The sequence below is a fragment of the Chitinophaga silvisoli genome, assembly GCF_003412465.1.
Taxonomy (GTDB): Bacteria; Bacteroidota; Bacteroidia; order Chitinophagales; family Chitinophagaceae; genus Chitinophaga; species Chitinophaga silvisoli.
The window spans coordinates 105,761-118,890 of the sequence record NZ_QTJV01000009.1 but is presented as its reverse complement, the minus strand read 5'-3'; the positions used below and the strand labels follow the sequence as shown (position 1 = coordinate 118,890).

Here is a 13,130-nt window from a genome sequence, read left to right as displayed (position 1 = left end):
ATTCAATCGGGGAGGTTGCCATATGCTCATTGCAACTCCACTAAATTCAGCGGGGGTATATTCGCTATAAAGGGGAGATAAAATTTGCAGCCTGATTGCAATATTAGCTGCCAGTTGAACAATGGATGGGGTGGCACAACAGCTGCAGGTACAAAGCGGTCCACATAGATCAGAACCGGCTTCTTTTTTACTTTCCCTTTGCGCCTGTTGCGCATGAATGTGTGTTTCGGGCAACAAGGTATCTGAACATGGCCAGAAGGCCTGCGTCAGGATAATGAAACAAAATATGAAAGATGCCCATTTCATCCGGCAAATATAAACATATCTGTTTGTAAATTTCGAATTTAATCAAGTCATGATATTAACAAATTCTTAGTATAGACTTTTTTACATTCGCAGCATGCCACACCATATAAAAATCCTCAAAACAGAAGTACTCTCTGATAATTGGTACACCTTAAGAAAAGTGACTTACGAATACCTCAAAAATAATGGCCAATGGGAAACACAATCCCGGGAAGCCTACGACCGGGGTAATGGTGCCACCATATTATTATACAACAAAGAACAGGGAACTGTCATCCTCACCAAACAGTTCAGACTTCCTTCTTACCTGAATGGCAATGAAAGCGGGATGCTGATCGAAACCTGTGCAGGCCTGCTGGATAAAGATAACCCGGAAGACTGCATCAGGAGAGAAACGGAGGAAGAAACGGGGTATAAGATCACCGCTGTTCGTAAGATCTTTGAGGCATACATGTCTCCGGGATCTGTGACTGAAATCCTGTATTTCTTTGTGGCGGAATATACGAAAGAGATGAAAGTAACTGAAGGGGGAGGGATTGCTCATGAACAGGAGGACATCGAGGTACTGGAGATCACATTGGATAAGGCAATGCAGATGATCAGTGAGGGGGAGATCAGGGATGGTAAAACTATTATGCTCCTGCAATATGCGAAGCTGAATGCATTGATATAATAAAAAAGAGCTTGTATCAAAAGTAAAATTTCCGGGTTTAATTGGAGTAGCAGATAGTGAGAATTTCTTTTATGTAATGCTCAATATATGCAGATTACTTTTGATACAGGCTCTTTTATTTTATCTTTATTTGAACTTCAGGTTTAAAGAAATACTGTTCGCCTGCAAGCCATTACTCTGATTATAATGTCCATATCTTAGTTCCAGCATATTAAAATGCTGCATACCGAATACTCCATGTGGCGGGATAATGCGGATACCTGCGCCAAAGAAGTGACTATCAAAAGTAGATAAGTCATAGTTGCTGGTATAATATTCATCGGCACTGCTATGCGCCTGGTATGCGGCAAAGTATTTGGTACCCTGCTGGTGATTATACCGGTAAAAGGGAGTGAGTGAATAGAAAGGAGAGAGCTTCACGGATGTTTCCAGGCTCACCGTATGCGCGTTTATCTGCCAGTTATCATGGTAATAGCGGTAGTATCCTCTCAGCACTATCTTGTCTCCCAGGAAATAATTTGCCCTGATCCCCAGGGGAATTTTCAGCCTGCTATCCGGTAGTTTCTCCACATGCACGCTGTTGTCATTGAAATAAACCCTGTGAAAGGGTAAACCCAGGTAACCAGACTGGTAGATCACGTCCATTAACAGCATCAGCTGGAACCGGCTATTGACGATCTGGGACCACGAGACAGTGCCGCTATATGTTTTCCTGCCTGCCGTAGCATAGTCTTCTCCTTCACCGGATCCGCCATTGCTGTTGGTTCTTAATTCAATCGGATAAACCAGTTTCAGGTTATCCTGGTAGGTTTGTAATTTCAGCGAGAATTCCCCCATTTTATTACGCGTCTTTTGTGCGAATAACAGGTTCGCACCGACGGACTGGTAGTCAAATTCATGAGAGAATGATACGCCTGCTCCCAGGGTTCTTCCATTTTTATTTTCCATTTCCCAGGATACGGAAGGGTAGAAGCGGGTATCAGCGGAGGATGCAGAAGAGATCGTTTTAGGATCGATATTGTCAGAAGAAGCAGACGTGTAATGATCAATGCCCAATTCGAGGTTCCAGGTATGCTTCCTGTCATGTACATCATATTTGGAGAGTGTTACCTGGATGGAGTTGGACAGGTCAGTGAGCCGCTGGGAGCCAATGCCACCGGTGACTGCAGCATGATCACCATCCTGGTGGTAGTAGCTGGAGACAATATTCACTTCTTCCAATTGTAATTTCCGGTTTTTATAAGTACCGGTATCGGCAGGTGCCTGTGCATTCGCATACAGGATGCCTGCGAACATTGCCAGGATAGCCAGGTTTATTTTTTTCATAGTGCCAGTCGCTTGTTTTTAGTTACAACCACATCCTCCGCCACTTTTAGCGCCATTAGCGCCGGAAGCACCTTCCCGGTAGGATTCGAAACTCAGTTCAGTCTTTTCAACTTTTCGGTTACCCAGCGTCATTTCTCCATCATTCAGGCGATTCTTCTGGTATTCTTTTACGACGGTACAGGATGCCAGCAGGGTGAGGGTAATGCCGCCCAGCAGTAGCATTTTACGGGTGTGTTTAGTCATTGTAATTGGATATTATCGGAAGTAAATAATCTGTTTTGATCGTCGATAATAATGCAGGCGATCTGCCTGATCTGGTTGATCATATTCAGGCCGGCTTTGATACCCATGATCATGACAGGAGTCGCCATTGCATCTGCCAGTTCAGCGTTGGTGCTGATAATGGAAACACTTTTGATCCCTGTTACAGGCAGACCTGTTTTAGGATCAATTGTATGTGAGTATTTTTTCCCATCGATGATTACATACTTTTCATAATTCCCCGAGGTGGCAATGGCCTGGTTGGAGATATTGAGGTAGGAGAAGGGATGGTGTTTACTATCCGGATCTGCAATGCCTACGGTCCATGGTTTGCCATCGGCCTGCATGCCCCAGGCAGTAAGGTCCCCGGCTGCATTTACAATGCCGCTGCTGACACCTCTTTTTTGCAGGAGCAGTTTCGCCTGTTCAGCAGCATATCCCTTGCCTATACCGCCGAAGCCTATACGCATTCCCTTTTCAAGCAACATAACCTGGTGGGAAGTAATGTCTACCCGTATATTCCGGTAGTTGATCAGGCGTACCATTTGCTTTGCAGTAGCGGGATCGGGCAAACTGGTCATTTGTTTGTCGAAATTCCAGAGACTTTTATCGACCGATCCGTAACTGAGGTCAAAAGCACCCTGTGTGATACGGGAAATTTTTTCGGCCCGTAAGATCAGGTCACAGACTTCTTTATCTACTGTTACAGGGCGAATACCGGCGTAGTGGTTGATTAAACTGGTCTGACTGTCATCACTGAAGGTGGTCAGTAATTGTTCAATACGACGAATTTCTGCTACTGCTGCATTGATATGTGCTGTTGCTTTTGTTTCGTTTTCGCAGACTACTGTCAGCTCAAAACGATTGCCCATCAGCTTCAGTACTCTCCGGTATACCTGTTCGGATAAGCATACAAGATCATTTTCGTGCTCCATTACAGCTGGTTTTAAGCTGGTCTACAAAACCAGCAGGACTTGTATTGGGAAAACCTTCCCAGGTCTTAATAACCTTCCCGTTTTCATCCAGCAACAGTGTATATGGAAAATGTCCTTCCGGGTTGTATTTATCGGCGAGGGCATCGTTCATTTTTTGCTGTTCCTTGCTCAACTGATTTTTCCTGGACCGGGGGAAGTCTGCATTTAGTAATACTAATTGTTGATCGGCAAATGTTAGAAAGGCATCATTTTCAAAAATTTCATTTTTGAGCCGTATGCATGGCCCGCACCAGTCGGAACCGGAAAAGTTCAGTAAAATCATATGGTGCTTTTCTACAGCTTCCTTCCTGGCTTTTTCATAATCTGTTTCCCAGATTGGTGAGGCAAATGTCCATAGGCATGACAATGCAAGTAACAGTACTTTCATAAAATTGGTGCCATTGTGCTTCCTTATCAAATGACAATACGAAGTAAAAATATTAGTCGTGAAAAGCTTGTTAAAGGATTGATTTTAAGGTTATTTTAAGGTTTTTTTTGTTATGCAAAAACAACCCCGTTTGTGAGCATGTAATAGCTGACAATCAGGATTGTTGCAGGTAGTTATTTGTAAATTTCTGATTAAATTCTGGAGGAATTCTGAAGCTGATGTGCCAGGTAAAAAGTATATAAAACCTCCGTTGCAATTTCCCTGCATCTTTCCCGGTATACCTGGTCTTGCTCCGGCTTGCCATCACCTTCTTTGGGATCTTCATAGGGCGTTGCTACTTTCAGGTAGGCACCAGGTACAAAGGGACAGTTGTCATCTGCATGAGAACAGGTCATTACAGCAATGAAATCAGTGCCGGGATTTGGCGGGTCCATATACTTTTTAGAAAAAGCTATCAGCGCCGGTGCATGTGTTGCATAAGTAATATTGTAATGAGGGTTTGTAGAAGCAGCTGATGTGCTGATTTGAAATCCGGCTTCCTGCAATGCTTTAATTGCATTGGGATTAAAGGCAGTGATTTCAGTACCTCCGGAATAACTGCTTATACCATTGATGTTGTAGTAAGCAGCTGCCGCCATTGCCCAGACTTGTCCCAGATGGCTTCTGCGTGAGTTGTGTGTGCATACATAGATAAGAGCAGCGTGTTCTTTGCTGTGCAATAGGCTGATGATGCCATCGGCAATTTTTTGCAGTGCGGCTTTGCGAACAGGGGGAATAGTATCAAAATCTTTTTCTACCTGATCAAGGTACTGCCTGATAGCGGGTAAAATTTGTGTGGTCATAGTCTTTGCCTTCCTGAAAAAAGAGGTATTTATTAGTTTTAACTATCAATACCTCTTTTTTTCATAATTAATAATATTTTTTCTTTAGCCAGAATGCAACTTTCACCAGGGCAATCAGTGCAGGTACTTCCACCAGCGGACCGATTACACCTACAAAAGCCTGCCCGGAATTAATGCCGAATACGCCAATGGCTACTGCAATAGCCAGTTCAAAATTATTACCAGCTGCAGTAAATGCAATAGATGCGTTTTTGCTATAATCAGCTCCCATTGAACGCCCCAGGGCAAAACTCACCATGAACATTACCAGGAAGTAAACTGCCAGTGGTATGGCAATCCTCACTACATCCAGGGGAATTTTTACAATCATCTGTCCTTTCAGGCTAAACATCAATACGATGGTAAAGAGCAAGGAGATGAGGGTAAGAGGGGAGATGACGGGAACGTATTGGTCCTTATACCATTGTTCGCCCTTCCATCGTATCAAACCATACCTGCTTATTATGCCTGCGGCAAATGGTATTCCCAGGTAGATGCCTACGCTGCGTGCGATTTCACTGATAGTAACAGCTACGGTGGTTCCTTTCATACCTAATAATCCCGGCAACCATGTCAGGAAAATATAGGCGTACACGCTATACAGCAGGATCTGGAAGATGCTGTTAAGCGCTACGAGGCCTGCAGCATATTCCCTGTTACCAGCAGCCAGTTCATTCCATACAATCACCATGGCAATGCACCTTGCCAGGCCGATCAGGATGAGGCCTGTCATATATGCCGGCTGATCAGCCAGAAAAAGCACTGCCAATCCAAACATCAGTAATGGACCGATCACCCAGTTAAGTAATAAAGAAACTCCCAGGATCCTGGTATTGCGAAATACCTGGCCCATTTCTTCATAGCGTACTTTTGCCAGTGGGGGGTACATCATCAAAATCAGTCCGATGGCCAGCGGTATATTTGTAGTACCATTAGAATAAGAATTAATAAAGTCTGCGCTGGAAGGAATAAAATAACCGATACCCAGGCCGGTTGCCATTGCCAGGAAGATCCACAGTGTCAGGTATCGGTCCAGGAAACCCAGTTTTTTTCGTTGGGCAGGAATACAATTTTGCATCTACAATTAAATTTATGAACAACAGCCCGGTGCACAACATGGTTTCCTGGCAAATACCGTAATACTGTAAATACCACTCTTACCGGCGCGGAAAGCCGCTATTTCATCAGCAGATAAATAAGTCGCCAGAATATCATCCGGAATATGGATCGCCTTTTCCTTCTGCACACTCATATCCTCAAATCCGTTGTCAGTAATCAGCTGCAGGTACTGTTGTTTCTGAATTGCACCAGACACACATCCTGCGTACATTTCAGCTGCTTCCCGCAGTTTATCAGGCAGCTGTCCTTCCAGTACAATATCAGAAATGCTAAAGTGCCCGCCTGGTTTCAGCACCCGGAAGATTTCCCTGATCACCCCATCTTTATTGGGCACCAGGTTTAATACACAATTGCTCACTACTACATCTGCCACAGCACCGCCTACCGGCATGTGCTCGATATCTCCCTGGCGGAACTCCACATTATTGAATCCCAGTTTATCAGCATTCTCCCTGGCGCGTTCTATCATGGCCGGCGTGAAGTCGATACCGATTACTTTTCCTGTTTCTCCTACTTCTTTACGTGCAATAAAACAGTCGTTTCCTGCACCGGAACCAAGATCAATCACTGTATTTCCCGGCTGGATCTTTGCAAACTGTGTGGGCAGTCCGCATCCTAATCCAAGGTCGGCATCCGGGTTATAGCCTTCGAGTGTGCTATAGTCGTCACTCATGATATTGTATACTTCTGTGGAGCAGGTACCGGAGCCACAACAGGAGGCCTGGTTGAGCGCCTTATCCTGGATGGCGATGTCGCTGTACTTCTGCTTTACTAATTCTTTGAGTTGTTCATCAGTTTGCATATTAGTTTTTAATTATCGTATAATTGCAATATTGCGATAAATGAGGGCAAAAAAATCAGCAGCAGGAGCTGTCTTCAATTTTCACCTCACCGAAGAAAGTATGAAATACGTTTTTATATTGTTTCCAGACCTTAGGATCGATGCAATAGCATACGCTGGCACCTTCTACCGTACCCTGGATAATCCCTGCGTTTTTAAGCTCTTTCAGGTGCTGGGAGGTTGTTGCCTGGGCAAGGCCGAGTTCTTCCACCAGGTCGCCGGTGACGCAGGCGTTTTTCTTTACCAGGTACTGGAGGATGGCAATTCTGGCGGGATGCGCGATGGCTTTGGCCATATTTGCTAAATCATTCTGCTCTTTGGTAAATAAGTCTGACTTCGTTAAACCCATATCGCAATATTACGATGGGTTTTTGGATATTCCCAATTTTTTTTCAGTCTTGCCCTAATCTTTTTCTATTCTTTTTCCGATCTGGTAATAAGGCTAAGCTGTCTCTATAAGCACTCCATAAGGTCACTATAAGGTCACCTCAATATCGAATCGATATACAAGTGACCTTTTGGTGCCCTTTTGGTATCGAATTAGCACACTTATAGTATAGAGGCTACACTATAGCTTCAAACTAAGTATATTGAATTTTTCAGTGAAAAGACTCCCTGAAAGCCAGGGGGGACATGCCGGTTTTGGCCTTAAAGATCCGGCTAAAGGACTGCGGGTGTTCAAAACCCAACTCATAAGCGATCTCACTCACAGAAAGGGTAGTGGTGGAGATTCGTTCCTTGGCCACTGCAATTAGTTTATCCTGGATATGCTGTTGGGTATTCCGTCCGGTTGCTATCATGAGCAGCGAACTGAGGTAATTCCTGGAGAGGTGTAGTTTATCGGCAATCTGCTGCACGGTAGGGATACCGGTGCTCATTAAATCAGTATTTGAAAAGGCTTCATTCAGCAGTTCATCCAGGCGTGCTGCTACCTGGTGGTTGGCAATTTTACGTGTCAGGAACTGCCTGTTATAAAAGCGGTCAGCATAGTTCAGCAACGCCTCCAGGTGGTTGATAATGATCTGCTGGCTAAACTTATCCATATTGCCCTGGTACTCCTGCTGAATATTTTGCAGGATGCCCACTATAATCGCTTCTTCTTTGTCTGATAAAAACAATGCTTCATTGACTGAATAGCCGAAGTATTCATATTTCTTAATTCCTTTTGCCAGTGAGGTATTCCAGAGAAAGTCGGGGTGGACCAGCAGCATCCAGCCCCTTACTTCATTACCATCACCAGCCGCATCCTCACCCATACCGAACACTTGTCCGGGGGACATAAAATAGAGTACCCCCTCATCGAAATCATAGCGGTGTTGCCCATATTTGAGATTCAGGTTGAAATTTCGCTTGAGCGCAATCACATAGAAATCAAATACCATCGATTTGGATACTTCCAGGAATTCCTCATTGACTGCTGTCAATTCCAGTACACTGATCGAGGGATGCATAGGCGGAGGAAACTTTCTGAGCCGATGCAGTTCACTAATGGATTGTACGCGGAAGGGGGATGCGTTTTTCATATGTTAAAGTTACAGATTTTAATGTCCCTGCATGGCAACCAAAGCCGTTGCCATCTTGCTCTGTATTAAGCGTGCCGCATATTAATGTCCCTGCATTGCCCCTAAAGCAGCAGCCATATTACTCTGTACCCAGTGTTCCGCATATTTACCATCTTCCAGCCGGATGATCTCGATTGCCTCAAAACTCAGCTCCTTGCCTGTTGGGGGAGCACCAAACAGGGTACCACTATGTGTACCGCTGATGGATTTATGGGTTACTACCAGGTCATTTTCTGCCACCTGGCGTAATATGCTCACCCTGATATCTGATAACCCTGCATGGAGGGCATCCAGGAAGTGGTGAAAGCTCTCTTTTCCATTAGGTCTGCCTGCCGGCGTGGCATGGTTAATCACCTTGTCAGATACCATTTCATCCAGGACTGCTTTGTTATTTTGTTCTATACAGGCAGTGTCAAATTGTGCAATGATGGCTTTGTTCTTTTCTATACTCATGATGTACGTTTTTGTGCTACAAAGGTCGGGCAGGAAGCAGCGTGGCGACTAACCGGATGTAAGGAGTTTGTAACCACATGTACGATAGTATTGAATCTTTTTTATATATTGAACCAGGGTACAATCATCTAATATTATTAAAGCCCCTACAAATTAAAGTCTTATGTCAGAACTCAGGTCTTTATTCGTAAAACTTAAAATTAAAAAAGAGAATCTCGATCGTTTTTTAACCGCAGCCCTTACACCTCCTGTTCCGGATGAAGACTGGACATCGTGGTGGGATAGCCGGGATATGTACTCGAAATCTCCGCTGAAAGAAATTCCTATGGCATTTCAAAAAACGAATGGTGCAGTCATTGAATCCTGTGTGAACACCAAAGAAACCATCAGCCAGGAGAAGTGGGAAGAAGGTGTGTATTACTTTGTGAGTGGATTCTTTAGTGAGAACTTTTATGAGATCCTGCCCATGCTGGCAGTCCTGAAGAGTGCCGCGCTGTATATGGAACCCGGTGATGAAGGAGTGGCTATCATCTACGATTATTTCTGGGGTGGCCAGGATGTGCTGGCACACCTGGAACTCAAGGCCGGACAAGCTACATTGAAGCATACAAACCTGACATCGCAGATTGATAAGAAGGTTTTAACTGAGTCCAATAAAATGATTCAGGATGTGATTGACGCAATATCTTCAGATGATGATGATTAATAAACTCATCCTTAGCTTAGTGCTGTCATTTACGGATTTTACTGCTGCGATTAAGGATTATGACTTAACGCCATTATGGCGTGCAGATAAGATCCAGGAAGAGGGGAATGGAGATATCCTCCCTTTTCCCGAACCGATTGGGTATATAGGAGACAATTACCAGCGGTTTTTTATTCATTATATCACGGTGACAAAGAGTAAGGAGGATCCTTACCGGTATATCGTTTACGGTAAAACGAAGGTGAAGAACAATATCTGTAATTTTACAGGTACCATTACTGTCAGGAAAGCAAGTATTCAGCGTTCAAAGGATTTTCCGGGTTACAGGGAGGGCTTGCTTACCTGCGATGTATTGTTTTATGAAGATAGTACACAGGCTGGGAGTGGGGTGATAAAAGGGCAGTTGCTCAGCGGCTTTACCCTGGATCAGAAAGGGAAGTTTCAATATGATGCATTGTGGGCAATCGCCGATCATTTTGATAACAACCAGTGCAGGGCCACCTGGACGAGTTACAGGACCGGTAAAAGTAAAAAGTGTAATTGGGGGGATTATAGAATGCCGGATAGCGAAGAACTGGATAGCGGGGTAGGAGATGTGGTTATCAATGAGAAGTATAAAAAGAATGGCTGGGAAGATTTTATGGATATGACAGGGGGAGATAAGGAGACTGATTGGTGGAAGTAAGCATCCTCATGGTTAGTTTTGTCACCCGCTGTACCTATTTCATCACATTTATAAATTTCAGGAACTGGTATGCCCTACATTTAATCCATGAAAATGTTCCTGCTACTCATCGCCCTGCTGGGCTGGTCGCCAATCACCACGCATGAATTAATCAGCTTGCAAACTGATAGTATTTATGATAAACTGGTTAAAATAAGACGCGACCTCCACGCAAACCCTGAACTGGCTGGCAATGAAATCCATACCGCTGCTTATATAAAACAACACCTGCTACACCTGGGTCTTGAAGTAGTGAGCGACACCTATGGCTACAGCGTAATAGGTATCTTAACAGGAAACAAACCCGGCAAAAAGATCGCCTGGCGGGCAGAAATGGATGCCCTGCCGAATGATTTCCCGGACGACTTAGCATCTTCAGTGAAAGGGATACAGCATGGCTGTGGGCATGACGTTCATATGGCTATTGCATTAGGCATTGCAGAAGTCCTGGCTAAACATAAAGCTACATTAGCAGGTACTGTCTATTTTATTTTCCAGCCGGAAGAGGAAACCTTCAAAGGCGCAAAAGGCATGGTTGATCAGGGTGTATTCACCAAAATAAAACCTGATGAAATCTATGCCCTGCACGTCACCGCCTTACCGGTAGGGGAGATCCTGGTAAAGCCTGATGAGATGTTTGCATATCAAAAAAGGGTGAGAATAAAATTGAAAGGAGTGCTTTCAAAAGAGCTGACTACATCGCTCTACCAGTCATTGTCACGGGCACAGCCGGGTAGCAAACCCTGGGAAATTCAGCTGGTCAGTGATCCTGCTATCGGTCTGATGAACCCTCATTCTATTTTTAAGGACTATGGGATCGTTGACAGGAATTTCCATACTTACACAGAGAAGGATACCCTGTTTATGGAAACGTATTTATATGAAACAGATAAAACCAATCTGCAAAAAATCATTCCCCGGATTAAGAGCATCGTGGGAGACCAGCTGCTTTCCATGTCATTCATACAGGAAAACCCTACTGTAGTAAATGATGCCAGATTGACGAATTATGCACTCAGTACCATGGAAGGGATCCATACTGATTATGGGCAGGTGCCTTATTTTAATGATGATTTCGCTTATTTCCAGCAAAAGGTACAAGGTGTTTATTTCTTCCTGGGCGGATCAACAGCTGCCTTGAATCATGCGCCTGGATTTAAAGTAGACGAGGAATGTATGAGGGCAGGGGTAAAAAGCTTTTCATTGTTAATTATGGACAGGTTAAAGAGTGGGCACCAAAAGTAATTGCTTTTTAATTCCTGCTTGGAGTAGCAGCGCAACTCCTGTGAAAAACTCTTCTGGCAAACAAGTTATGAGGGTAAAGAACAAAAAGAATTAATAACCTCACCAATGCCGGCAATGTACAGGAAGTACCGATTAAGATTTTTTTCATGGTAATGAATGCAAGAATGATTGAATGATAGCTGCAAAACGTTCCGGTTGATCCATATGAAGGCTATGCCCTGCATGTGCGATCTGTTCAGTTTTAGCCCGGGGTGAAGGCCCTGCAGCTCTGCTGCCATCGCAGCTGACACTACACCTTTATCCCCGAATACAAGTAGCGCCGGTATCTTTATCTTTAGTTGTTTATAATCCGGATACGGTGGTGTGAGCACATCAAAGGCGGCCATACTGGTCTGCAACCTGGCCCTGGCAAAGCGCTCAATAGATGCCGCTGAGCGATGAGGATGCCTTGCCTTGCCTTCAGCTATAATTTCTTCGAGTGATAATTGCAGTACTCTTCTATGTTGATCAGCCACCTCACTATCTCTTACTTCCCGTTGCATTTTTACAGAGATGAAGGGGGGATCTGCTAGCACCATGCCTCTGAACAATTCAGGGGAACGGTCTGCTAAAACAGCGCTGGTCATTCCTCCCATAGAATGACCAATCAGCACTGGCTTATTCAGTTGTAATGCCTGTATTAAACCGATGACATCACTGGCGTGATCGTAATAGCTATATCCTGCATCAGGTACATCGGAAAGGCCATGTCCTCTTGCATCAGGCATAATTACATCGTAGTCTTTTTCAAGTGCATAGGCGAGGTTTGTCCAGCATAGACCATTGGTCATTAGTCCATGAAGGAGGATGACAGGTGCTTTGTTACCACCGGTTCTGGTATAGTGTATGGAGATGTTATTAGCTTTGCAGGTGTCGGTATTCCAGTTATTCATTTATCAATGGATTGAGTAGTGGTAATGAGGATGGCTAACATAAAAAAGAGTCGCGTAAAATCAAAAATAATAAAACTTATTTGGTGGAAATAAATATTTTCTTATCTTCGCGCTCCGTTTGAGAGAAAACGTGGTCAGATTCCGTAGCTCAGTTGGTAGAGCAATACACTTTTAATGTATGGGTCTTGGGTTCGAGTCCCAACGGGATCACAGGAAATTTTAAAAGCCGCTTTAATCGAAAGATTGAAGCGGCTTTTTTGTTGTTGGCGATATATTGGGCTTTCTATGTTAAACGGAAAGCGACTGGTAAACTATGGAATCTGCTTTTACATGCATCTATTCCTGGAAAGCGTTTCAATTAAAGTGAAAGAAATATGGAAGAGTGCGTGCTTATTCATTACTGGTTTCTTCATCTTATTAGTGATGGCATTATGGAATTTTAAGCAACAATTTCAACAAGACAATTCTTCCCCGAAAGATATATGAACCTGATTTAACCATATCAGTTGGCAATGAAACTGTATTGTGTGTTTTTATATCCGGATAGAGTAACTTTGCAAAAGTTAGACAAGCAGTTTTTTAAGCAGCATATAAGAACCTGGGAATTACAAAACCAGCTGATTATATCAATTTGGGCTTGTTGACATACGACGGCAGGAGCTTCCTGCTTAAGCAGAATTTTCTGTCAAAAAAGTTGGCGGTAAAAGTTTAGATGTTAACTTATAATAATTTCAAAGTT

General features: G+C 43.8%; 15 protein-coding genes and 1 tRNA gene. 5 read left to right on the top strand and 11 right to left on the bottom strand.

Features of this window, described 5'->3' with window-relative positions:
- Positions 1–400 precede the first annotated feature (400 nt).
- Positions 401–979: a GDP-mannose pyrophosphatase NudK gene (gene nudK, locus DXN04_RS22220; protein ID WP_116855602.1), complete on the top strand. Its 579-nt coding sequence runs from the start codon at positions 401–403 to the stop codon at positions 977–979.
- Between the two features lie 126 nt (positions 980–1,105).
- Here nudK and DXN04_RS22215 read toward each other — a convergent pair whose 3' ends face one another.
- The 10 genes from DXN04_RS22215 to DXN04_RS22170 form a co-directional block, all read right to left on the bottom strand.
- Complete coding sequence (locus DXN04_RS22215; protein WP_116855601.1) at positions 1,106–2,305, bottom strand: DUF3570 domain-containing protein; 1,200 nt, start codon at positions 2,303–2,305, stop codon at positions 1,106–1,108.
- Between the two features lie 18 nt (positions 2,306–2,323).
- Positions 2,324–2,548, bottom strand: coding sequence for a DUF4266 domain-containing protein (locus DXN04_RS22210; RefSeq protein ID WP_116855600.1), 225 nt, complete (start codon positions 2,546–2,548; stop codon positions 2,324–2,326).
- A complete protein-coding gene (locus tag DXN04_RS22205; RefSeq protein WP_116855599.1) occupies positions 2,545–3,501 on the bottom strand; it encodes an FAD:protein FMN transferase in 957 nt (318 codons plus the stop codon). The genes DXN04_RS22210 and DXN04_RS22205 overlap by 4 nt, the downstream gene beginning before the upstream one ends.
- Positions 3,485–3,928, bottom strand: a complete 444-nt coding sequence (locus DXN04_RS22200; RefSeq protein ID WP_116855598.1) for a thioredoxin family protein — start codon at positions 3,926–3,928, stop codon at positions 3,485–3,487. Before DXN04_RS22200 ends, DXN04_RS22205 begins: the two co-directional genes overlap by 17 nt.
- A gap of 191 nt (positions 3,929–4,119) precedes the next feature.
- Positions 4,120–4,770: an arsenate-mycothiol transferase ArsC gene (locus tag DXN04_RS22195; RefSeq protein WP_199415110.1), complete on the bottom strand. Its 651-nt coding sequence runs from the start codon at positions 4,768–4,770 to the stop codon at positions 4,120–4,122.
- 67 nt (positions 4,771–4,837) lie between these two features.
- Entirely contained in the window at positions 4,838–5,887 is a 1,050-nt protein-coding gene (gene arsB, locus DXN04_RS22190) for an ACR3 family arsenite efflux transporter (RefSeq protein WP_116855597.1), read from the bottom strand.
- A gap of 12 nt (positions 5,888–5,899) precedes the next feature.
- A complete protein-coding gene (locus tag DXN04_RS22185; protein WP_116855596.1) occupies positions 5,900–6,730 on the bottom strand; it encodes an arsenite methyltransferase in 831 nt (276 codons plus the stop codon).
- A 55-nt stretch (positions 6,731–6,785) separates the two neighbouring features.
- A complete protein-coding gene (locus tag DXN04_RS22180; protein ID WP_116855595.1) occupies positions 6,786–7,118 on the bottom strand; it encodes an ArsR/SmtB family transcription factor in 333 nt (110 codons plus the stop codon).
- A 250-nt stretch (positions 7,119–7,368) separates the two neighbouring features.
- Positions 7,369–8,292: a helix-turn-helix domain-containing protein gene (locus DXN04_RS22175; RefSeq protein ID WP_116855594.1), complete on the bottom strand. Its 924-nt coding sequence runs from the start codon at positions 8,290–8,292 to the stop codon at positions 7,369–7,371.
- Between the two features lie 81 nt (positions 8,293–8,373).
- A complete protein-coding gene (locus DXN04_RS22170) occupies positions 8,374–8,784 on the bottom strand; it encodes an ester cyclase (protein WP_116855593.1) in 411 nt (136 codons plus the stop codon).
- Positions 8,785–8,947: 163 nt separating this feature from the next.
- Here DXN04_RS22170 and DXN04_RS22165 point away from each other — a divergent pair, with 163 nt between their 5' ends.
- From DXN04_RS22165 to DXN04_RS22155, 3 genes are all read left to right on the top strand, one after another.
- The gene (locus tag DXN04_RS22165; RefSeq protein ID WP_116855592.1) at positions 8,948–9,490 is read left to right on the top strand and encodes a hypothetical protein; all 543 of its coding nucleotides are present in this window, start codon (positions 8,948–8,950) and stop codon (positions 9,488–9,490) included.
- Entirely contained in the window at positions 9,477–10,175 is a 699-nt protein-coding gene (locus DXN04_RS22160; protein WP_147320031.1) for a hypothetical protein, read from the top strand. The genes DXN04_RS22165 and DXN04_RS22160 overlap by 14 nt, the downstream gene beginning before the upstream one ends.
- A 93-nt stretch (positions 10,176–10,268) precedes the next feature.
- Entirely contained in the window at positions 10,269–11,459 is a 1,191-nt protein-coding gene (locus tag DXN04_RS22155; RefSeq protein ID WP_199415109.1) for a M20 metallopeptidase family protein, read from the top strand.
- A 65-nt stretch (positions 11,460–11,524) separates the two neighbouring features.
- On the opposite strand, the gene DXN04_RS22150 is transcribed toward DXN04_RS22155, so the two are convergent.
- Entirely contained in the window at positions 11,525–12,391 is an 867-nt protein-coding gene (locus DXN04_RS22150) for an alpha/beta fold hydrolase (protein ID WP_199415108.1), read from the bottom strand.
- Between the two features lie 137 nt (positions 12,392–12,528).
- On the opposite strand from DXN04_RS22150, the gene DXN04_RS22145 reads away from it, so the two are divergent.
- Positions 12,529–12,601: transfer RNA gene (locus DXN04_RS22145), tRNA-Lys, on the top strand.
- Positions 12,602–13,130: the final 529 nt, after the last annotated feature.

Coding starts and splice junctions, on each gene's coding strand:
- nudK (WP_116855602.1), top strand. CDS start 401: ATGCCACACCATATAAAAATCCTCAAAACAGAAGTACTCTCTGATAAT.
- DXN04_RS22215 (WP_116855601.1), bottom strand. CDS start 2,305: ATGAAAAAAATAAACCTGGCTATCCTGGCAATGTTCGCAGGCATCCTG.
- DXN04_RS22210 (WP_116855600.1), bottom strand. CDS start 2,548: ATGACTAAACACACCCGTAAAATGCTACTGCTGGGCGGCATTACCCTC.
- DXN04_RS22205 (WP_116855599.1), bottom strand. CDS start 3,501: ATGGAGCACGAAAATGATCTTGTATGCTTATCCGAACAGGTATACCGG.
- DXN04_RS22200 (WP_116855598.1), bottom strand. CDS start 3,928: ATGAAAGTACTGTTACTTGCATTGTCATGCCTATGGACATTTGCCTCA.
- DXN04_RS22195 (WP_199415110.1), bottom strand. CDS start 4,770: ATGACCACACAAATTTTACCCGCTATCAGGCAGTACCTTGATCAGGTA.
- arsB (WP_116855597.1), bottom strand. CDS start 5,887: ATGCAAAATTGTATTCCTGCCCAACGAAAAAAACTGGGTTTCCTGGAC.
- DXN04_RS22185 (WP_116855596.1), bottom strand. CDS start 6,730: ATGCAAACTGATGAACAACTCAAAGAATTAGTAAAGCAGAAGTACAGC.
- DXN04_RS22180 (WP_116855595.1), bottom strand. CDS start 7,118: ATGGGTTTAACGAAGTCAGACTTATTTACCAAAGAGCAGAATGATTTA.
- DXN04_RS22175 (WP_116855594.1), bottom strand. CDS start 8,292: ATGAAAAACGCATCCCCCTTCCGCGTACAATCCATTAGTGAACTGCAT.
- DXN04_RS22170 (WP_116855593.1), bottom strand. CDS start 8,784: ATGAGTATAGAAAAGAACAAAGCCATCATTGCACAATTTGACACTGCC.
- DXN04_RS22165 (WP_116855592.1), top strand. CDS start 8,948: ATGTCAGAACTCAGGTCTTTATTCGTAAAACTTAAAATTAAAAAAGAG.
- DXN04_RS22160 (WP_147320031.1), top strand. CDS start 9,477: ATGATGATGATTAATAAACTCATCCTTAGCTTAGTGCTGTCATTTACG.
- DXN04_RS22155 (WP_199415109.1), top strand. CDS start 10,269: ATGTTCCTGCTACTCATCGCCCTGCTGGGCTGGTCGCCAATCACCACG.
- DXN04_RS22150 (WP_199415108.1), bottom strand. CDS start 12,391: ATGAATAACTGGAATACCGACACCTGCAAAGCTAATAACATCTCCATA.